Source organism: Devosia neptuniae (assembly GCF_025452235.1).
Taxonomy (GTDB): Bacteria; Pseudomonadota; Alphaproteobacteria; order Rhizobiales; family Devosiaceae; genus Devosia.
Window position 1 is genome coordinate 2,678,999 of the sequence record NZ_CP104965.1, and the last position, 21,035, is coordinate 2,700,033.

The window sequence follows — 21,035 nt, forward strand, 5'->3', positions numbered from 1 at the left end:
CCACCGCGTCTCTGCACCACAAACGCGCCAGCCAGTTGACCGGGTGACCGCTGGCGGATGGGTAACTGTCCGCTGGAGGAAAGTCCGGGCTCCTTCGAAACACGGTGCCGGGTAACGCCCGGCGGGGGCGACCCTAGGGAAAGTGCCACAGAAAGCAAACCGCCCCGGCATGCCGGGGTAAGGGTGAAAGGGTGCGGTAAGAGCGCACCGGGTGACCAGTAATGGAAGCCGCACGGTAAACCCCACCGGGAGCAAGACCAAATAGGGATGACGCGGGGCTTCGGCCCCAGCCTGTTTTGAGGCCAGATCATCCGGGTTGGTTGCAACAGGCGTCTGGTAACAGGCGTCGCAGATGAATGGTCACCACGTCGCGGAAACGCGGCCCTACAGAACCCGGCTTACAGGTCAACTGGCGTTTTCCTTTTCTCGATGCTCTCCTCCGCACGGGGTAGGGCTGTGTCAAAACACCCCTAAATTTCCCACCACCGCGAAATGGGAAACAGAATCTTAAACGTCCTTGGTCAAAGTGGCGGGAAGTTTACGAACCGGTTCCGGCCGGCAGTGGAGTAATGGCCTTTATGGGCAAGCGTTCTGTGCCCGAAACCAGCCAAAATGCTGGCCCGCATATCCCCGTCCTCCTGGACGAGGTGCTGGCGGCCTTGGCGCCGCTGAAAGGCAAGCGCATCGTCGACGGCACGTTTGGCGCCGGCGGCTATTCGCGCGCGCTGTTGCAGGCCGGCGCCCATGTCGTGGCCATCGATCGCGATCCCAGCGTGCGCCCTTTTGCCGATGCGCTCATGGCCGAATTTACCGGCCAGATGACTTTCGTGCCCGGCACCTTTTCCGAACTCGATACCCTCGCCGCCGAGCATGGTCCCATTGATGGCGTCGTGCTCGACATTGGCGTCTCCTCCATGCAACTCGATGAGGCGGAACGCGGCTTCTCCTTCATGCGCGATGGTCCGCTCGATATGCGCATGAGCGGGGAGGGCGAGAGTGCCGCCGATCTGGTCAATGGGCTGGAAGTCGAAGCGCTGGCCAATCTGCTCTATGCTTTTGGCGAGGAGCGCAAATCGCGCCGCATTGCCCAGTTCATTGTCGCCGCGCGTGAAACTGCCCCGATAAAGACGACGCTGGAACTGGCCCGCATCATCGAAAAATCCATCGGCCGCAAGCCGGGTGACGCCCATCCCGCAACCCGCTCGTTCCAGGCCTTGCGCATCGCGGTCAATGGCGAGTTCGATCAATTGGTCGAAGGGCTGTTCGCCGCCGAGCGCCTGCTGAGCGAAGGCGGCAAGCTCGTCGTCATCACCTTCCATTCGCTGGAAGACCGCATTGTCAAACGCTTCTTCGACCCCGAAAAAGGTGGTCCCGCCCAGTCGCGTCACCTGCCGCAGACCCAGGGCGAAGCCCTGCGCTGGATCGATGTCGCCAAGGCGCGCAAGCCCGGCGAGGCCGAATTGAGCCGCAATTCGCGGGCGCGTTCGTCCATCCTGCGGGCCGGCACCCGTTCGGATGCGCCGGCGCGCGCGGTCAAGTTCGCCGGGCTCGGGGTGCCGGTTGTGAGGGGCACGGCATGATCCGCAGTCTCAACATCATCCTGATTTTTACCAGCGTGATCATGCTGGCCGGCGTTTACACGCTCAAATTTTCCATCGAGCACACGGCCAGCGAGCGGACCGCGCTGGCAGCGCAGATCGAAAGCCAGGAAGGCGATCTATCCCTGCTCAAGGCCGATTGGGCGGTGCTGAACCAGCCCGGTCATATCGACCCTATCGTCAAGCGGCATCAGGTGGCGCTGGCGATCGGGCCGGTGCAGCAGAAACAGTTTGGCGCCTTCCAGGATATTCCCATGCGACCGGTCAAACCCAACAATTCCGAGATGGATGCCCTGTTCCAATCGCTCGAGGCCGGTATCGACCCCATCGATGCCATCCTTGAACTCGAGGGGATCGAGTAATGGCCGTGACCGCAGAAGATCTCTCGCCCACAATCGCGCTGGATGGCGGCCGCAAAATTCGCGGCAATCTCACCCAGGCCCGTATCCGCTGGATGGTGCTGGCGCTGGTGCTGGGCTTTGGCGCGGTGGGTGGGCGGCTGGTGCAATTGGGCATGGTCGTGCCCGATACTACCATCGAGGGGCAGGCGCGCGACATCATCACCGCGACGCGGCCGCCGATCCTCGACCGCAACGGTCTTGAAATGGCCGTCGACATTCGCGTGCCCTCGCTCTATGCCGAGCCGCGCCGCATCATCGATGTGGAAGAGGCCGTCACCAAGCTCCGCACCGTTCTGCCCGATCTCGACGAGACCTGGCTGCGCAACCGCCTCACCGGCGACAAGGGCTTTGTCTGGGTGCAGCGCGAATTGTCGCCGGCCATTCAGGAACGCATCATGCGGCTGGGTATTCCCGGCATCGAATTCCTCACCGAATCCAAGCGCTTCTATCCGGGCATGACCGAGGCCTCCCACATCCTGGGCTCGACCAATATCGATAACCAGGGCATTGCGGGCATCGAAAAGCACATGGACGACGATAATGTCGCGCTGTTGCAGGAACTGGGCCTGGCGCGTGGCAATGCCCTGGCGCCGGTGGAACTGTCGGTCGATATGCGCGTGCAGCATGTCATGCACGAGCAATTGGTCGACGCCATGAGCCGCTACAAGGCCATCGCTGCGGCCGGCGTCATGCTCGACATCCATACCGGGGAAGTCATCGCGCTGGCCTCGCTGCCCGATTTCAACCCGAACGACCCCAAGACGGCGCTGGTCAAGGACAGTTTCAACCGCATCACTGCGGGCATTTTCGAGCCGGGCTCGATCTTCAAGACGGTCACCATGGCCGGGGCGATGGATAGCGGCGCGGTCAGCATGACCGACCAGTTCGACGCCCGTTTCGGCGTGCGCTTCGGCCGCTTCACCATTGACGATTTCCACGGCAAGCACCGCATTCTGGCTCTGCCGGAAGTCTATAAATTCTCCTCCAATATCGGCACGATCCGCGTCATGCAGGCCATGGGCAAGGATAATTTCCGCGCCTTCCTGTCCACCATGGGGTTCGATCAGCGCGTGCCGTTCGAGCTTCCCGAGATGCGCCTGCCCTCCGTGCCCAAGACCCTGTCCGAAGTGGGTGCGGCGACCGCCTCGTTCGGCCACGGCCTGTCGGTGTCGCCGCTGCATATGGTCACGGCCTATGCGGCCTTCGTGAATGGCGGCAATTACATCGCGCCCACGCTTTACAAGCGTACCGAGGCTGAGGCCGAGGCGCTGTATCGCCGGGTGATCCAGCCCCAAACCAGCGCCAATATCCGCGCGCTGATGCGTCTCAATGCCATCGGTGCCGGCGGGTCGGGCTCGCAGATGAACAAGGAAGCCTTGGGCTACCGCGTTGGCGGCAAGACCGGCACGGCCGAAAAGGTAGTCGATGGGCGTTATTCGTCCAACAAGGTCACCAACTTTTTCGGTTCGGCCTTTCCAATGGAAAATCCGCAATATGCCATGGTGATCATGGTGGACGAGCCGCAGGCCGAAAATCCGCAATCGGGCACCACGGCGGGCTGGAATGCCGGCACTGTGACCGGCCGCATTGTGCAGCGCGTCGCACCCATGCTCGGAATTGCGCCCGATTTCTCCCCGATCATCGACGACTTCGTCCCTTCCGCCTATCGTTGAAATCCAGAAGGATTCATCCCCGTGCCACTTAGCGTAACGCAGCTGCTCGAAGGCTCCGGCGCCCGCCCCAAAAAGGGCTTGGGCGCAGTCTTTGGCCTCAATTCGGACAGCCGCCGGATCGAGCCGGGCGATATTTTCTTTGCCCTGCCGGGCACGCATTCGCATGGCAATGAGCATGTCGATGAGGCGGTCCGGCGCGGCGCGCTCGCCATCATCAGCGATATTGCCCCGGTTGGCGATCCGGGCGTGCCGGTGATTGTGGTCAAGGATGTGCGCGCCGCCTATGCCCGTGCCGCCTCGCGTATTTTCGAGCCGCAGCCGGAAATCACCGTTGCGGTCACCGGCACCAATGGCAAAACCTCGGTGGCCTCTTTCGTCCGCCAGATATGGACCTATGCCGGCATTCCCGGCGCCAGCATCGGCACGATCGGCGTCGAAACCGCCAACCGTCTGATCGAGGGCAGTCTGACCACGCCGGATTCCCGCACGCTGCATCAATCGATGCGCGCGCTCAAGGCGCAGGGCATCAATCATGTCGCGCTTGAAGCGTCCAGCCATGGCCTCGATCAGCGCCGGCTCGATGGCATCCATTTCGAGGCGGTGGCCTTCACGAACCTCAGCCGTGATCATCTCGACTATCACGCCGACATGGACGAATACCGCAACGCTAAGCTGCGGCTGTTCACCGACCTTTTGGTCGATAGCGGACCGGCCGTGGTCAATGTCGACGATCCAGAATACGAACCCTTCATGTTCGCGGCGCTCAGCGCCAGCGCCACGCTGCTGACGGTAGGCCGCGAGGGCGCCTATATCGAAATTCTCTCCATCAAACCCGAAGGTTATGGCCAGCGCGTCGAAGTGCGCCATGTCGGGGAAAAGCTCAGTTTCCACCTGCCGCTAACCGGCGAATTCCAGGTGTCCAATGCCCTGATCGCCGCGGCGCTCGCCATGTCGACCGGCGTCGATAAGTCCGATGCTTTCCCCGCGCTATCCGAACTGGTCGGCGCCAAGGGACGGCTGGAGCTGGTGGCCGAGCACAATGGCGCGGCGGTATTTGTCGATTATTCCCACAAGCCGGTGGCGCTGGAATCCGCGCTCGCCTCGCTTCGGCCATATGCCAAGGGAAAGTTGCGCGTGGTGTTCGGCGCCGGTGGCGATCGGGACAAGGGCAAGCGGCCCATGATGGGTGAAGTTGCCCAGCGCATGGCCGACGACCTCATTGTCACCAACGACAATCCGCGCACCGAAGACCCTGCGACCATCCGCGCGGAAATTCTCGCGGCGGCCAAGGGCGCCAAGGAAATCGGCGACCGCAGGGAAGCCATCATCGCGGCCGTCAAATCGCTGCAACCCGGCGATGTCCTGCTGGTGGCCGGCAAGGGCCACGAGGATTACCAGATCGTCGGCACGACCAAACATCATTTCTCCGACCATGAAGTGGTGGCGGAGGCAATCAAGGGGCTCTGATGGCACATCTGTTTACGGTCCAAGCCCTGCTGGCCGCCACGGGCGGTCGCGCCGAAGCGGTGACCGGGGACGCCATTGGCTCGATTTCCATCGACTCGCGTGAACTTGGCCCCGACGCGCTCTTCGTCGCCATCAAGGGTGACCGTTTCGACGGTCATGACTTTGTCGAGACTGCGCTGAAAAACGGCGCGGTCGCGGCACTCGTCTCCGAAGGCCGCAGCGAAGGCCCCGGCCGCATCGTGGTTCCTGACGCGCTGCAGGGCCTGCGCGACATCGCCATTGCCAGCCGCGAGCGCAGTCGCGCCGTCATCGTCGGGGTCACCGGCAGCGTCGGCAAGACCACGACCAAGGAAGCCATCCGCATGGTCTTCGAGGCCGCAGGCCAGACCCATGCCTCGATCAAGAGCTTCAACAATCACTGGGGCGTGCCGCTGATGTTGGCCCGCATGCCCGAGGCAACCCAGTTCGGCGTGTTTGAAATGGGCATGAATGCCCCCGACGAAATCCGCCCGCTCAGCCAATTGGTGCGCCCGCATATCGCTGTCATCACCAATGTCGCCGCCGCCCATCTTGAAGCCTTCGGCTCGCTTGAGGGTATCGCCGCCGCCAAGGCCGAGATTTTCGAGGGGCTGGAGCCGGGCGGCACCGCCGTGCTCAATGCTGATCATCCCCAGCTGCAGGTGCTGCTCGACGCGGCCGCCGTGGCGGGTGTCGCCAATGTCATCACCTATGGCTTTGGCCGCGGCTGCGACTGGCAGATCGTGGATGTGCAATCGGCCGCCGACCACAGCTTTGCCACGGTGCTGCATGGCAATGACCGCCACGCATTGGCCCTAGCCGTGCCCGGTCGCCACATGCTGGCCAATGCCGTTGCCGCCATGGCCGTCGGCTACATTGCCGGCGTCGAACCCGATGTGGCCCTGCGCGCACTGGCCGGCTTTGGCGCCCAGCCCGGCCGTGGCCAGCGGCTGGTGTTCGGACCATCCGACAAGCCGCTGGTGCTGACCGACGAAAGCTACAATGCCAATACCGCCTCGATGGGCGCCGCCCTCGATGTCTTCACCGAACAAAAAGCCCCCGGCGGCCGCAAGGTGCTGATCCTGGGCGATATGCTCGAATTGGGCGAACAGGGCCCCGCGCTGCATGCCAGCCTCAAGAACGCGGTGATCGGCTCGGGCGCCGAGCGCATTTATCTGGTGGGCACCGGCATGGCCGCGCTGGCCGAAGCCTTGGGGGCAGGGCGCGTCACCGCTCACGCAACTACCACTGCGGATATCGCGGACATCGTGCTTGGCGATCTTGCCTATGGCGACGCAGTTATGATCAAAGGGTCCAACGGCGTGGGGCTGTCGGGCATCGTCGAAAAAATCCGCAGCAAGTTCTCCGGACCATAAACCCCAGCCAGCGAGGACGCTTCCTTCATGCTCTATTTTCTCGGTCAGCTGGGCGATGCGGTCTCGGCCTTCAACGTGTTCCGCTACATCACCTTCCGCACAGCGGGCGCGGTGATCACGGCTTTGTTCTTCGTTTTCCTGTTCGGTCCGGCCATGATCAATGGCCTGCGCCTGCGCCAGGGCAAGGGCCAGCCGATCCGCGAAGACGGTCCCCAGGGCCACCTGCTGACCAAGAAGGGCACGCCCACCATGGGCGGGTTGATGATCCTCTCCGGCGCGGTGTTTTCGACCCTGCTGTGGTCCAATCTCACCAATGGTTATGTCTGGGTGGTCCTGCTGGTCACCGTTGGCTTCGGCGCCATCGGCTTTTACGATGACTATCTCAAGGTCAAGCGCATGAGCCACAAGGGCTTTGGCGGTCGGCAGCGCCTGGCCCTTGAAGCCCTGATCGGCGCCATTGCCTGCTACGCCATTTCCCAATTGGGCCCCGAGCCCTACGCGACCTCGCTGCTCTTCCCGTTCGTGAAGGGCCTTGCCATCGACCTGGGCTATTTCTTCATTCTTTTCGGCGGCTTCGTCATTATGGCGGCGGGCAATTCGGTCAACCTCACCGATGGCCTCGATGGCCTGGCCATCGTCCCCGTCATGGTCGCCGCCGCCTGTTTCGCGCTGATCGCCTATCTGGTCGGCAGCGTGAATTTCTCCGATTACCTGCTGCTCAATTATGTCCCCGGTACCGGTGAATTGTCCGTGGTTTGCGGCGCACTGATCGGGGCGGGCCTGGGCTTCCTCTGGTTCAACGCCCCGCCGGCCCAGATCTTCATGGGCGACACCGGTTCGCTGGCTTTGGGCGGTGCATTGGGCGCCATCGCCGTCGCCACCAAGCACGAAATCGTCCTGGCCATCATCGGCGGGCTGTTCGTCCTCGAAACCGTGTCGGTGATCGTGCAGGTCACCTCGTTCAAGCTCACCGGCAAGCGCGTGTTCCGCATGGCGCCGATCCACCACCATTTCGAACATATGGGCTGGACCGAAAGCCAGGTAGTGATCCGCTTCTGGATCATCTCCTTCGTCCTGGCCCTGATCGGCCTGAGCTCGCTCAAGCTGCGGTAAACCTGCCTGCGGCCGTTCCGAACTGCCGGCCGTACGCCAACCCCTCCGCAGCGTCATTGCCCGGTTTATCCGGGCAATCCATCTTTCCGCGCGGGCTGACACATGGATCACCCGGACAAGCCGGGTGATGATGATGGGTATGTATCGGTGTCCCATCATTCGATTCGCAAAACGCAAAAGCGGTGGGAAATCGGTAACCATCGGCAGGATACAATTCGAAACGAATTTTATCTGTCAGGAGGCCGGCTGAACCGGCTCGCCCATGATGTTTTCCCGCGCAGAAAAGACCCCTTTGGCCGAATGGTGGTGGTCGATCGACCGCGAACTGCTCGGCGCGCTGATCCTGCTGATGACCTGCGGCATGGTGCTCAGCTTCGCTGCCAGTCCCCCGGTGGCCGAGCGCATCGGGCTATCGCCCTGGTTCTTCATCATCCGCCACGCCATGTTCTGCCTGCTGGCCTTGCCGGTGCTGATCGGCACGTCCCTGATGAACCACCGCCAGGCGCGCGTCGCTGCGCTAGTTACCCTGGTCGTCAGCCTCGTCCTGCTCTGGGCCACTTTGCGCTTCGGCACCGAGGTCAAGGGCGCGCGGCGCTGGATATCGTTCGCCGGCCAATCGGTGCAGCCATCCGAATTCGTCAAACCGGCCTTTGCCGTGCTGGGCGCGTGGCTCTTCTCGGAATCCATGGTGCACAAGAATGTGCCCGGCAAAATCCTCGCCACCATGATCATGTTCTCCATCGTCGCCGCGCTTCTGCTGCAGCCCGATATCGGCCAGACGGCCCTGGTGCTGGCGACCTGGGCGACGCTGCTGTTCATTTCCGGCATTTCGTGGTGGATCATCTTCGGGCTGGCGGCGGGCGCCGGTGGCCTGCTGGGCGGGGCCTATCTGCTGTTCCCGCACGTGTCGCGCCGCATCGATACCTTCCTCAACCCCGAGGGCGGCGGCAATACCTACCAGATCGACCGCGCTTTGCAGTCGCTGCTCGAAGGCGGCTGGTTCGGCCGTGGCCCGGGTGAATCCATCGCCAAAAAGCTCATCCCCGACGCGCATGCCGACTATGTCTTCTCGGCCGCTGCCGGCGAGTTCGGCATCATCTTCTGCATGGTGCTGGTGACGCTCATCGCCTTCATCGTCATCCGCGCCATGATGGGTGCGCAGCGCCAGACCAGCCTCTTTGCGCGCCTGGCGTCCTCGACCCTGGCCATCCAGTTCGCCATGCAGTCGGGCATCAACCTGGCGGTGAATCTCAACCTCATTCCCCCCAAGGGCATGACATTGCCATTCGTGAGCTATGGCGGTACGTCGATGATCGCGATTGCCTTCGGCATGGGGCTGATGCTGGCCCTCACGCGCACCAAGCCCGAGGAGCGAATGGTCACAGGTCTACCCGTCTACAAGAGCGCATTGGCACCAGCTGAATGAAGAAGTTCATCCTCATGGCGGGTGGCACGGGGGGCATCTCTTCCCGGCCATGGCGCTGGCCCAGGAATTGACGCGGCGCGGGCATCTGGTCGAGCTGATGACCGATCATCGCGTGGAAAGCTATGGCGCGGATTTTCCGGCCACGCAGGTTCATATCGTGCCCTCGGCCACGCCCTCGCTCAGCAATCCGATCAAGTTCCTCGCCGGCGGGTTCAAAATCCTGGGCGGCATTGCCGTTGCCATGGGCAAGCTGCGCAAAAGCCGGCCCGATGCGGTGATCGGCTTTGGCGGCTATCCGACCTTCCCGCCTTTCGTCGCGGCGAGCCTCTTGGGTGTTCCGGGCATCCTGCATGAACAGAACGCGGTGATGGGTCGGGCCAATCGGGCGCTGGGCCGCTTTGCCGACGTGCTGGCGCTGAGCTTTGCCGAAACCAAGTTTGCCGACACGCTCAAAATCGAAAAGCGCGTCACCGGCAATCCGGTGCGCGACCGTGTGCGGGTGCTGGCCGGCATGCCCTATCCGGCGCTTGACGAAAACGGACCCGTTCATCTGGTGGTCTTCGGCGGCAGCCAGGGCGCCAAGGCATTGTCCGACATCGTGCCAGCGGCCATCGCGCTTATCCCCGAACCTATCCGCCAGCGCCTGCGCATCGTGCAGCAATGCCGCGCCGAGGACCTCGATCGGGTCGCCGAAGTCTATCGGCAGGCTAAGGTCAATGTTGAACTGGCGCCATTCTTCGGCGACCTGCCCGAGCGCATCGCCAAGAGCCATCTGGTCATCGGCCGCTCGGGTGCTTCGACCATTACCGAGCTTTGCGTCATCGGGCGGCCGTCGATCCTGGTGCCGCTGCCCGGCGCGCTGGACGCCGACCAGAAAAACAATGCCCTGGTCGTCGACACTGCTGGCGCCGGCTGGATTGCCGAGCAGGCCACGCTGTCGCCGCAATCGCTAGGCACTCGCCTCACCAACCTCATCACCGACCCGGCGACGCTCACCAAGGCCGCCGCCGCCGCCCGTGCGCTGGGCCAGCCCCGCGCCGTCGAGAAGCTGGCGGATATCGCCGAGACGCTCGCCGGGAAGGGCACTACGGAAATGGAACAGAACTCATGAAAATGCCCCGCAATATCGGCCCGGTCCACTTCGTCGGGATCGGCGGCATCGGCATGAGCGGCATTGCCGAGATCCTGCACAATCAGGGCTATGTGGTGCAGGGCTCCGACGCCGCTGCCAACCCGAACGTGCAGCGTCTGCGCGACATGGGCATCCGCATCGAGATCGGCCAAAAGGCCGAAAATCTGGGTGAAGCGGCCGTTGTCGTCGTCTCCTCCGCCATCAAGAAAGACAATCCCGAGCTGGTCGCTGCCCGCGCCCGCGCGCTGCCCGTGGTGCGCCGCGCCGAGATGCTGGCCGAAATCATGCGTTTCAAAAACGCCATCGCCATTGGCGGCACGCATGGCAAGACCACGACGACCACCCTGGTCGCGACTCTGCTCGATGCCGGCGATCTCGACCCCACCGTCATCAATGGCGGCATCATCAATGCCTATGGCACCAATGCCCGCCTGGGCGAGGGCGAATGGATGGTGGTGGAGGCCGACGAGAGCGACGGCACGTTCGTCAAGCTGCCGGCCGATGTGGTCGTGGTCACCAATATCGATCCCGAGCACCTCGATCACTATCATGACTTCGAGGGGGTCAAGCAGGCCTTCCACAATTTCGTCGAGAACGTGCCCTTTTACGGCTTTGCCGTGATGTGCCTCGATCATCCCGAAGTGCAGGCTTTGGTCGGCCAGATCAAGGACCGCCGCGTCATCACCTATGGCCGCAATCCGCAGGCCGATGTGCGGCTGGTCGATCTGGAAACCATCGATGGCGTCAGCCATTTCGCCGTCGAAATCCGCGACCGCATCCGCCTCACCCAGCTGCGCATCGATGGGCTGCAATTGCCCATGCCGGGCGTCCACAACGCGCTCAATGCCACCGCTGCCATTGCTGTGGCCGATCAACTGCATGTGCCCGCCGAAGCCATCCGCAAGGGCCTCAAGGGCTTTACCGGGGTCAAGCGCCGCTTCACCAAGACCGGCGTGGTCGGCGGCATTACCGTCATCGACGATTATGGCCACCACCCGGTGGAAATCGCCGCCGTATTGCGCGCCGCCCGCCAGTCCACCAAGCGCGACGTGATCGCCGTGGTGCAGCCGCACCGCTATAGCCGGTTGCATGACCTGTTCGACGATTTCGCCGCCTGCTTCAACGATGCCGACACCGTCATCGTCGCCCCGGTCTATGCCGCCGGCGAGCAGCCCATTCCCGGCGTGACCAATGACGAGCTGGTCAACCGCATCCGCGCCCGTGGCCACCGCGATGCCCGCGTGCTCGACCGTCCCGAAGACCTGGCCGAGCTGATCGCTGGCCGGGCCGCGGATGGCGACTATGTCGTGTGCCTGGGCGCCGGCAATATCACCCAATGGGCCGCCGCCTTGCCGGGCGAATTGGCCACGCTTTTGGGAAAGGACGTGCAGTGAGCTATCCCGACCTCATCCCCCAGTTCCAGCCCTGGATCGCCGGGGTTCGCGGCCGGCTGGTTCCCAATCAGCTGTTGAGCGAAGTCACCTGGTTCCGCGTCGGCGGCCCGGCCCAGCTGTTCTTCACCCCGGCCGACGAGGAAGACCTCGCCTATTTCCTCAAGCACCTGCCCGCCGATATCCGCATGACCGTGATCGGGCTGGGCTCGAACCTGTTGATCCGCGATGGCGGCATTGATGGCGTGGTCATCAAGCTTTCCGGCAAGGCCTTCGGGCAGGTCGAAATCCTGGATGACCACAAGATCCGCGTCGGCACTTCGCTGCCGGACGTCAAGGTTGCTACCGCCGCGGCCGAAGCCGGCATTGACGGGCTGACCTTTTATCGCGGCATTCCCGGCGGCATTGGTGGCGCGCTCTATATGAATGCGGGTTGCTACGGCACCGAAACGCGCGACCGCATGGTCGAGCTGCGCGCCGTGACCCGGCAGGGCGAGATCATCACCCTCACCAATGCCGATATGGGCTACCTCTACCGCAAGTCGAACGGCCCGCGCGGCGCGGTGTTCACCTCCGCAGTCTATCAGGGCTTTGCCGGCGAGCGCGAAGATATCCTCTCGCGCATGCGCGAAATCACCGAGAAGCGCGAATCCAGCCAGCCCACCAAGGCCAAGACGGGCGGCTCCACCTTCAAGAATCCCGAAGGGCATTCGAGCTGGAAGCTGATCGACGCGGCCGGGGGCAGGGGGCTGACCATAGGCGGCGCGCAGATGAGTGAATTGCACGCCAATTTCCTGCTCAACATCGACAATGCCAGTGCCCATGACATCGAAACCCTGGGCGAAACCGTGCGCCACAAGGTGCGGGCGCATTCGGGCATCGAGCTCAAATGGGAAATCCGCCGCATGGGCCATTTCGAGCCCGGCCGCGAGGTGCGCGAGTTCCTCGATGGCGATGTGTTTACCGGGGCGGTGTGATGGCCGCTGGCCGCATTGCCAACACTCAATGCCCTCCTTCTCCCCTTGAGGGAGAAGGTGCCCCGCAGGGGCGGATGAGGGGTCTCTTTCTTATGTTTTCTCAGGACGATCGGACTTCCCCATGACCAAACACGTCGCCGTCCTGATGGGCGGATGGTCCAATGAACGCCAGGTATCGCTGAGCTCGGGCACCGAATGCGCCGCGGCGCTCCGTCGCGCCGGCTATCGCGTCACCGAAGTCGATGTCGGCCGCGACATTGCCAATGTGCTGGCTGATCTCAAGCCCGACGTGGCCTTCAATGCGCTGCATGGCCCGTTCGGCGAAAGCGGCATGATCCAGGGTTTTCTTGAGCTGATCCAGCTGCCCTATACCCATTCGGGCGTGCTGGCCTCGGCGCTGGCCATGGACAAGCACCAGGCCAAGATCGTGCTCAAGGCCGCGGGCCTGCCGGTAACCGACCATGTCATAGTGCCCCGGGCGGAAGCGGCGCGCAGCCACGCCATGGCAACGCCCTATGTCATCAAGCCGATTGCCGATGGCTCCAGCTTTGGCGTCCACATCGTCAAGCAGGGTGCCAATCAGCCGCCACAGGAAATCCTGGGCGCGAGCTGGAATTCGGGCGAAGAGGTGATGGTCGAGCGCTATATTCCCGGGCGCGAGCTGACCTGCGCGGTCATGGGCGACGTGGCTTTGGGTGTCACCGAGATCGTCACCGAGCTGAGCTTCTACAATTACGAAGCCAAATACGCCAAAGGCGGCTCGGTTCACATTATTCCGGCGCAGCTGAAACCGAAAATTTACGACAAAGTGCAAAAACTGAGCCTTGCCGCACATGCGGCCTTTGGCTGCCGGGGCGTGACGCGGACGGACTTCCGCTACAATGACGCGGTGGGCGAAGATGGCGAACTGGTCTGTCTCGAAATCAATACCCAGCCGGGCATGACCGAGACATCCCTGGTGCCCGAGCAGGCCAAGTATGCCGGGCATTCGTTTGAAGATCTGGTCTCCTGGATGGTGGAGGACGCGAGTTGCAACAGGTAAAAAGCGAGGCTTTTCTCGCTGGCGCGCGGATCGTCAATCCCCGTGCATTGCCTGTTCCTGTCCGCTCTCCGCGGCGCAAGCTCATCAACAATTTCGGCCGCGCCTGGGTGCTGCACCGCAAGGCCATCGTGCGCACCTGCTCGGCCATTGCGCTGCTGGCCGTCATCGGCGTCATCTATCAGATCCGTGAACCGCTGGGCATGGGCGTCTCCGCGCTGGGCGGTATTGCCCAGGGCGAATTCGCCGATGCGGGTTTTGCCATTGGCGAAATTTCCATCACCGGCCAGTCGCTGACCAGCGAGCAGGACATTTTCGACGCCCTGGGCGTGCAGCCCAAAACCTCCACCGTCAGCTTCGATGTCGAAGCTGCCCGCCAGCGCATTGCCGAGCTCCCCTCGGTCGAGACCGTCAATGTGCGCAAGAATTATCCCGGCGATGTGCTGGTCACCATCACCGAAAAGACCCCCATTGCCCGCTGGCGCGTCGATGGCGTGACCTTTGTGGTCGACGGGCAGGGCGAGCAGATCGGCGAGGACAAGGGCGCCTATGGCGACCTGCCGCTGGTCATCGGCGATGGCGCCGCCGACGATGCCTTGGTGATGATCCGCGCGCTCGATCAATTCCCCGGCCTCAAGACTGGCCTTTTGGCCCTCTCCCGCATCGCGGATCGGCGCTGGGACATGATTTACGACACCGGCCTGCGCGTGCAGCTGCCGGAGCTGGGCGTTGCCCAGGCGCTACGCAAGCTCGCCATGTACGAAGCCGATTACAAACTGCTCGATCGCGACATCACCGTGATCGACCTGCGCGTCGATAATCTCGTCGCCCTCCGCCCGACCACACCTGCCGTAGAAGAAACCAAAAAGCGATGATGACCGACGCCATGACCTCCCGTCTGCGGCCCGTTCAACCCGGCAAGACCACGCTGGTCGCGGTGCTCGATATCGGCTCGACCAAGATTTGCTGTGTCATCGCCCGGCTCACCCCGCGTGCCGAGGGCAAGGCCCTGCGCGGCCGCTCGCATCAGGTCGAAGTCATCGGCTTCGGCTATGGCCCCTCCACCGGCGTCAAGAGCGGCGTCGTCACTGATATCGAAAAGGCCGAACACGCCATCCGCTCCGTCGTCGGCATGGCCGAACGCGCTGCGGGCCTGACGCTCGAAAGCGCCATCGTCAACGTCACCGCCGGGCGCCTTGGCTCGGAAACCTTCTCGGCCGCCGTGTCGCTGGATGGCCTCGAAGTCGAAAAAGCCGACATTCACCGCGTGCTGCGCGCCGTCAACGAACGCTCGGTCCGTCCCGAGCGCTCGATCATTCACGCGTTACCCATCGGTTACGCATTGGATGGCCAGAAGGGCATTCGCGATCCCAAGGGCATGGTGGGCGAAAAGCTGGGCGTCGATGTCGCCGTGGTCAGCTCCGAAACCCTGGCTATGCGCAATCTCGAATTGGTGCTGCATCGCTGCCACCTGCAGATCGAAGCCCTGGTCGCCACCCCCTACGCCTCGGGTCTGGCCACGCTGGTCGATGACGAAGCCCAGCTTGGCGTTGCCTGCGTCGATTTCGGTGGCGCGACCACGACCGTCTCCGTGTTCAACGACGGCCATCTGGTCTATGCCGATGCCATCGCCATTGGCGGTCATCATCTGACGCTCGATATCGCCCGCCAGCTCTCGGTCAGCGTGGCCGATGCCGAGCGCCTCAAGACCTTCTATGGCTCGGTGCTGCCCGGCCAGGCTGACGAGCGCGACATGATTGCGATCCAGCCGGTGGGCGCCACCCATGACGAAGCGCCGGGGCAGGTGGCCCGTTCGGTGCTGACCCGCATCATGCGCCCGCGCATCGAGGAAATCCTCACCGCCATTCGCGACCGCATGCAGGCCACCGGCATGATGGATGTCTGCGGCCGCCGTTTCGTGCTGACCGGCGGCGCCAGCGAAATGACCGGCCTGCCCGAAGTTGCCCGCCGCATCCTCGCGCGGAACGTGCGCAACGGCCGCCCCATGGGCATTGCCGGCCTGCCCGAAATGGCCAAGGGCGCCGCCTTTGCCACAGTCGCGGGCATGTTGGTCTATCCCCAGGTCTGCTCCCAGGAATATGCCGAGCCCCGTGGCAGCCGCAAACTCACCGGCACCGACGGCTATTTCGCCCGCGTGGGATATTGGCTGCGGACGAGCTTTTAGGGGCTTACCAGCCCCGCCCGGCCCCATCCCCCAGCGTCGCCGCCAGCCGCTTGCGCGTCGCTGCCTCGAACGCCTCCGGCCATACGATATCCAGCCGCTTGGCCATGGCCCGGGCGCGCGGCATGAATTCCCGCGCAATGGCGAAATTGGCTGCGATCACCGCGTCACGCTCCGGCTTGGGATAGGGCAGAGACTTGAGCAGGGCCATGTCCTCGGCCGACAGCAGCGTCGATTGATGCAAAATACCGCCCGGATCGGGATTGGTCACGTCCTGCATCAGCAGCGCCGTCAGATGGTCGCGCATCATGCCGACCCCAAGCACCATGGTGACATATTCACCCCGTCCGGCGCCGACGGGCATCAGCCCCAGCATGCGAATGAACTCGTGGATGAGATAGCTCACCGTGCCCTTGTCCGGCTGCTTGAGCGGCAGCGTGTCCGGCAAGTCATCATAGCGCCCGTCGCGGTCGACCAGCGGCTTCACCGTGTTCTTGGCCCGCCGACCGAAATTGTCGGGGGCGACGATGCTCAGATCGCAGCGCAACCACTCTTCGGACACCGCATTGAGCAGCAGGCCACCGCGCGGCAATTCCTGCCAGAATACGATCGGAGTAATCGCGTCCAGCGTCTGCCGCCAATCGGCAGCGACCGCCGCATGATGTTCCGGCTCGACCAGCGCGACCAGATCGACATCGCTCCAGGCGTCTGCCGTTCCCCTTCCATAGCTGCCAGCCAGAAAGAGGCCACGGATGGCCTCCTTGCCGGTCATTGCTTGTTTAACCGCCGCGATCAGCTCGTGCTGGTCCATTGTCCTCTCCCCGTTTGCGGCAAAGGACCATATCGCAGCAGCAGAGGCAATTCGGTCTATGCGCCGGCATAGGCCTTCTGCAGGTCGGCAACGATCAGCTTGCCCATCTTGAGCATGGCCTGCATGGCCCGTTGCGAACCAGCCGGGTCCTTGCCCAATACGGTCTCGTAAATCTGCTTGGGCACCACCTGCCAGGAGAGGCCGAACTTGTCCTTGCACCAGCCGCATTGGCTTTCTTCGCCGCCATCGGCGGTGAGACGATCCCAGAAATAGTCGACCTCGTCCTGCCCATCGACATTGATCATGAAGGACACCGCTTCAGTGAATTTGAAGGTCGGGCCGCCATTGAGCAGCATGAATTTGTGCCCCTCCAGTTCGATGATGGCGGTGAAAACCGGACCCTTGGGGTCCTGCCGCTTCACCTCGTGCACCTTGGCCGATTTGAAGGTGCTGATGTAAAATTCGATAGCGTCGTCAATGCGGTTATCGAACCACAGGCAGGGCATGATGTCGGTCATTTGCAGTCTCCTCATTGCATAACCATTTTGTTATAAAGCTTTTCGGTTATGCGTGTCAACCGGCCCGCGGGGCCGGCGTGGTTAACAACTCCGCAATGGGAGAATGGTTGGTGTCGCATTTTGCGATCACGTTAACACCGGTGAGACAATTGTTAGGACGCGGTTAACGAATTGGGGGGTAAACCTTAACCAATCAAGCCACTATGAGGCCATCCATGACCATCAACCTCACCATCCCGGATATTCAGGAACTCAAGCCCCGCATCACCGTTTTCGGTTGCGGCGGCGCCGGCGGCAACGCCGTCAACAACATGATCGAATCCGGCCTCGATGGTGTGGACTTCGTCGTCGCCAATACGGATGCGCAGGCTCTCGCGCTCTCCAAGGCGCAGCGGATCATCCAGCTCGGCGTCGGCGTCACCGAAGGCCTCGGCGCCGGTTCGCACCCCGAAGTGGGTCGCGCGGCAGCCGAAGAAAGCTGGGACGAGATCAATGATCACCTCTCGGGCTCGCATATGGTGTTCATCACTGCCGGCATGGGCGGTGGCACCGGTACCGGCGCAGCGCCCGTCGTGGCCCGCGCTGCTCGCGAGCAGGGTATCCTGACCGTTGGTGTCGTCACCAAGCCGTTCAATTTTGAAGGCAATCGCCGCGCTCGTCTGGCCGAAGACGGCATTGATGAGCTGCATCGCCATGTCGACACGCTGATCGTCATCCCCAACCAGAACCTGTTCCGCGTCGCCAATGAAAAGACGACGTTTGCCGACGCCTTCTCTATGGCCGACCAGGTGCTGTTCTCCGGCGTTGCCTGCATCACCGATCTGATGGTCAAGGAAGGCCTGATCAACCTCGACTTCGCCGACGTGCGCGCCGTGATGCGCGGCATGGGCAAGGCGATGATGGGTACCGGCGAGGCATCGGGCGAAGATCGTGCCCGCCACGCCGCCGAAGCCGCCATCGCCAATCCGCTGCTCGATGATGTGTCGATGCAGGGTGCACGTGGCCTCTTGATCTCCATCACCGGCGGTCCGGACCTGACCCTTTATGAAGTCGACGAAGCGGCCAGCCGCGTCCGCGAGGAAGTCGATGTGGATTGCAACATCATCCTGGGCGCGACTTTCGATCCGAATCTGACCGGCACGATCCGCGTTGCCGTCGTGGCCACCGGCACCGATGCCACCATGGTGCAGGCGCTCGAGCCAGCCAAGCCGCATGCTTCGCGCACCCCGCTCGAAGTGCGCCGCCATGTGCCGGTTGAGCCGACCCGTGTCGCTGCCGAACGCGCCGCTGTTGCAACCCCGGCGCCGACCACCAGCCAGGCTATCGAACACCAGGTCGAGGCCGCTGTTGCCGAAGCCATCACCTTCGACGCGCCTGCGCCGAGCTACGCTCATGAAGACGATGGCGTGTTCGTCGAGCCCTATATCCCGGCCGCCGACTCGATCCACGATGATGAACCTGCCATGGTTCAGGATGAGCCCGTACCCAGCGTTTATGTGCCCTCGCACGCTGCCCGTCCCGATGGTCAGCGCCGCATGCCGCGCACGGAAGAGCTGCCGGTTGTTGCGCGCCGGACACAGCAGGAGCAGGAACGTCCTGATGCCGAGCCCCGCAATGCCCGTGCGCTGTTCAAGCGCCTGGCCTCCAATGTCGGTCTCAATCTGGGCCAGTCCCAGCCGGTAGAACGCGACGAAACTGCCTATTCCAGCGCCGATGATGCGGCTGCCCGCAGCGCCATTGAGGCTGGTCCGGCAAGGACTTCGCGGGTTTCCCCGCCGGTCGAAGGAGCCCAGGGGCGTCTTGACCTGCATGGGCGCCAGCCAGCTCCCGCGCCGCAGAAGGAACATCTGGAAATCCCGGCATTCCTCCGCAAGCACGGTTAACACTCTGCTGACGGATTTATGAAACGTAGCTCGGTGCGGCTTCCGCACCGAGTTTTTTTTGGATAATAGAGTAGCCAATCGTCCCAGGGCTTGGGTCGGAGTAACTTCAAGCATGTCAAAACTAACCACGCGCCAGCGTACCCTAGCGGCGCCGATCTCGTTCGCGGGCTATGGTGTTCATAGCGCGCAACCCGTGACCCTCACGCTCGGCCCGGCCGCGCCCGATAGTGGCCTGCTGATCTGCCGCGAACTGGGTGAAGGTCGCACCACACCGCCCGTTCCCGTGCATTTTTCGCGTATTTCTCGCACTACCCTGTGCACCACGCTCGATCTGGGCGACAGCGTGAGCGTCGCTACCATCGAGCATGTCACCTCGGCCCTTTCGGGCATGGGCGTCGACAATGCGCTGATCACGCTGGATGGCGGGGAATGCCCGATTCTGGATGGCAGCGCGCGCCCCTTCGCCGATGACATCCTGCAGGTTGGCCTCGAAATCCAGCCGGCGCAGCGCAAGTTTCTCAAGATCATGCGCGCCGTCACCGTGCGCAATAATGACGCCTTCGCCGCGCTTGAGCCCTATAATGGCCGCTCGTTCGATCTCGAGATCGATTTCGACTCCAAGGTCATCGGCCGCCAGCGGATGATCTTCGATTGGACGCCGCGCCGTTACTACGAAGACATTTCGCGCGCCCGCACCTTCGGCTTCGTGCGCGATGCCAAGATCCTGCGCCAGGCCGGTTATGCCCTGGGTTCCAGCCTCGATAATTCCATCACCCTGCATGAAGATCGCATCCTCAATCCGGGCGGTCTGCGCTACGAAGACGAGTTCGTGCGCCACAAGCTGCTCGACGCCATTGGCGATCTGTCGCTGGGTGGCCTGCCCATCTGGGGGCGGTTCCGCTCCTATAAGGGCGGACACGCGCTTAACGCACATGTGTTGACGGGGCTGTTTTCCAGCGAAGCCAATTATGAAATCGTCAGTGCGGAAGATTTGCCGCTCGAATTCGAGGCTTTCGACGATCAGCCTGATGGGTTAGAGATCAATCACTACTTGCGGTCCGTGCGCTGACCTCGAGGGGTCAGTTGCAGCGCCACAGTTTTGAACCATTTGCTAACTACGCCGCACATAGCGGTTTCCTGATAGAGACGGGGCAGTTCGTGACAGTTGATGCTATTGGTGGTTTCACCAGCCGGGCCGCCCGGTTTTTCACGGTTGGCTTTCTGGTCCTGGTGCTCGCCGGCTGTTCGGGCCTGAACCTGTTTGGGCCGCCCAAGGCCAAGGAAGAGCCGATCATTCCGGCCGAGGCACTGTACCAGCAGGCGCTCGATAATATGGATCAGCAGCGCTACGTCACGGCTATCGGGCATCTCGAAAAGCTTGAGCGTCAGCACCCCACATCCCCCTTGAGCGAAAAAGCCAAGCTGATGCAGGTCTACGCGAACTACCGAATCGGTCGGTTCTCGGAAGCCATTCTTGCCGCCGACCGGTTCCTCGCCATCTATCCGAACGGCAAGGACGTGGCCTATGTGCTCTATCTCAAGGGCAATTCCTATTTCGGCCAGATCAAGGACATCACCCGCGACCAGCAATTGTCGCGTGATGCCATCGACACTTACAATCTGATCATTTCGAACTATCCCAAGTCCGAATATGCCCAGGACGCCAAGGAAAAGCTGCTGGTCGCCTATGATCAGCTGGCGGGCAAGGAAATGTCGGTTGGCCGTTACTATCTGGGCAATGGCCAATATCTGGCCGGCATCAACCGGTTCCGTACGGTTGTCGAGGAATACCAGACCTCGACCCATATCGAGGAAGCGCTGTATCGCCTGACCGAAGGCTATCTGCTGCTGGGCCTGGTCAACGAAGCCAAGACTGCTGCCGCCGTGCTGGGCCACAATTATCCGTCCAGCACCTGGTATCAGGAAGCCTTCGCCTTGTTGGGCAAACAGGGCCTGGCCCCCGAGATGAATACTGGTAGCTGGCTGGCCGCCGTCCGCCGCTAAACATAAATGTTGCTATTTTGTTCTAA

General features: G+C 62.6%; 18 protein-coding genes and 1 other RNA gene. 17 read left to right on the plus strand and 2 right to left on the minus strand.

Annotation, left to right across the window (positions count from 1 at the left end):
* The first annotated feature begins 31 nt into the window (after positions 1–31).
* The 14 genes from rnpB to ftsA all read left to right on the plus strand — a co-directional run bounded on the left by rnpB (position 32) and on the right by ftsA (position 15,796).
* Positions 32–417: RNase P RNA component class A (gene rnpB, locus N8A98_RS15970), an RNA gene on the plus strand.
* A 161-nt stretch (positions 418–578) separates the two neighbouring features.
* Entirely contained in the window at positions 579–1,580 is a 1,002-nt protein-coding gene (gene rsmH, locus N8A98_RS15975) for a 16S rRNA (cytosine(1402)-N(4))-methyltransferase RsmH (RefSeq protein ID WP_262166717.1), read from the plus strand.
* Positions 1,577–1,960, plus strand: a complete 384-nt coding sequence (gene ftsL / locus N8A98_RS15980) for a cell division protein FtsL (RefSeq protein ID WP_035101130.1) — start codon at positions 1,577–1,579, stop codon at positions 1,958–1,960. The genes rsmH and ftsL overlap by 4 nt, the downstream gene beginning before the upstream one ends.
* Positions 1,960–3,672: a peptidoglycan D,D-transpeptidase FtsI family protein gene (locus N8A98_RS15985; RefSeq protein ID WP_113121814.1), complete on the plus strand. Its 1,713-nt coding sequence runs from the start codon at positions 1,960–1,962 to the stop codon at positions 3,670–3,672. Before ftsL ends, N8A98_RS15985 begins: the two co-directional genes overlap by 1 nt.
* A 21-nt stretch (positions 3,673–3,693) precedes the next feature.
* Positions 3,694–5,139 carry a UDP-N-acetylmuramoyl-L-alanyl-D-glutamate--2,6-diaminopimelate ligase gene (locus tag N8A98_RS15990; protein ID WP_262166725.1) on the plus strand — a complete coding sequence of 482 codons (1,446 nt, stop codon included), beginning with the start codon at positions 3,694–3,696 and terminating at the stop codon, positions 5,137–5,139.
* Positions 5,139–6,533, plus strand: coding sequence for a UDP-N-acetylmuramoyl-tripeptide--D-alanyl-D-alanine ligase (locus tag N8A98_RS15995; protein ID WP_262166728.1), 1,395 nt, complete (start codon positions 5,139–5,141; stop codon positions 6,531–6,533). Before N8A98_RS15990 ends, N8A98_RS15995 begins: the two co-directional genes overlap by 1 nt.
* Before the next feature lie 27 nt (positions 6,534–6,560).
* Entirely contained in the window at positions 6,561–7,646 is a 1,086-nt protein-coding gene (gene mraY, locus N8A98_RS16000; RefSeq protein WP_113121812.1) for a phospho-N-acetylmuramoyl-pentapeptide-transferase, read from the plus strand.
* A 265-nt stretch (positions 7,647–7,911) separates the two neighbouring features.
* Complete coding sequence (locus N8A98_RS16005) at positions 7,912–9,072, plus strand: FtsW/RodA/SpoVE family cell cycle protein (RefSeq protein WP_262172029.1); 1,161 nt, start codon at positions 7,912–7,914, stop codon at positions 9,070–9,072.
* Between the two features lie 49 nt (positions 9,073–9,121).
* Positions 9,122–10,183, plus strand: a complete 1,062-nt coding sequence (locus tag N8A98_RS16010) for a UDP-N-acetylglucosamine--N-acetylmuramyl-(pentapeptide) pyrophosphoryl-undecaprenol N-acetylglucosamine transferase (RefSeq protein ID WP_262166731.1) — start codon at positions 9,122–9,124, stop codon at positions 10,181–10,183.
* Positions 10,180–11,598, plus strand: coding sequence for a UDP-N-acetylmuramate--L-alanine ligase (murC, locus tag N8A98_RS16015; RefSeq protein WP_262166733.1), 1,419 nt, complete (start codon positions 10,180–10,182; stop codon positions 11,596–11,598). The genes N8A98_RS16010 and murC overlap by 4 nt, the downstream gene beginning before the upstream one ends.
* On the plus strand, positions 11,595–12,572 hold the full coding sequence (gene murB / locus N8A98_RS16020; RefSeq protein WP_262166735.1) for a UDP-N-acetylmuramate dehydrogenase: 978 nt from the start codon (positions 11,595–11,597) through the stop codon (positions 12,570–12,572). Before murC ends, murB begins: the two co-directional genes overlap by 4 nt.
* A gap of 121 nt (positions 12,573–12,693) precedes the next feature.
* Positions 12,694–13,614 carry a D-alanine--D-alanine ligase gene (locus N8A98_RS16025; protein WP_262166737.1) on the plus strand — a complete coding sequence of 307 codons (921 nt, stop codon included), beginning with the start codon at positions 12,694–12,696 and terminating at the stop codon, positions 13,612–13,614.
* A complete protein-coding gene (locus N8A98_RS16030; RefSeq protein ID WP_262166738.1) occupies positions 13,602–14,486 on the plus strand; it encodes a cell division protein FtsQ/DivIB in 885 nt (294 codons plus the stop codon). Before N8A98_RS16025 ends, N8A98_RS16030 begins: the two co-directional genes overlap by 13 nt.
* A gap of 11 nt (positions 14,487–14,497) precedes the next feature.
* A complete protein-coding gene (gene ftsA / locus N8A98_RS16035) occupies positions 14,498–15,796 on the plus strand; it encodes a cell division protein FtsA (protein ID WP_262166740.1) in 1,299 nt (432 codons plus the stop codon).
* Between the two features lie 4 nt (positions 15,797–15,800).
* Here the strand turns inward: ftsA and N8A98_RS16040 are convergent, their stop codons facing one another.
* Together N8A98_RS16040 and N8A98_RS16045 are read right to left on the minus strand one after the other, a co-directional pair.
* Positions 15,801–16,604, minus strand: coding sequence for a nucleotidyltransferase domain-containing protein (locus N8A98_RS16040; protein WP_262166742.1), 804 nt, complete (start codon positions 16,602–16,604; stop codon positions 15,801–15,803).
* 56 nt (positions 16,605–16,660) lie between these two features.
* On the minus strand, positions 16,661–17,122 hold the full coding sequence (locus N8A98_RS16045) for a VOC family protein (protein WP_262166744.1): 462 nt from the start codon (positions 17,120–17,122) through the stop codon (positions 16,661–16,663).
* Between the two features lie 215 nt (positions 17,123–17,337).
* On the opposite strand from N8A98_RS16045, the gene ftsZ reads away from it, so the two are divergent.
* The 3 genes from ftsZ (at position 17,338) to N8A98_RS16060 (ending at position 21,009) form a co-directional block, all read left to right on the plus strand.
* Complete coding sequence (gene ftsZ, locus N8A98_RS16050) at positions 17,338–19,005, plus strand: cell division protein FtsZ (protein ID WP_262166746.1); 1,668 nt, start codon at positions 17,338–17,340, stop codon at positions 19,003–19,005.
* A 112-nt stretch (positions 19,006–19,117) separates the two neighbouring features.
* Positions 19,118–20,074 (plus strand): UDP-3-O-acyl-N-acetylglucosamine deacetylase, encoded by a 957-nt coding sequence (gene lpxC / locus N8A98_RS16055; protein ID WP_262166748.1) that lies wholly within the window; start codon positions 19,118–19,120, stop codon positions 20,072–20,074.
* A gap of 89 nt (positions 20,075–20,163) precedes the next feature.
* Positions 20,164–21,009 (plus strand): outer membrane protein assembly factor BamD, encoded by an 846-nt coding sequence (locus N8A98_RS16060; protein ID WP_162740237.1) that lies wholly within the window; start codon positions 20,164–20,166, stop codon positions 21,007–21,009.
* The last annotated feature ends 26 nt before the right edge of the window (positions 21,010–21,035 follow it).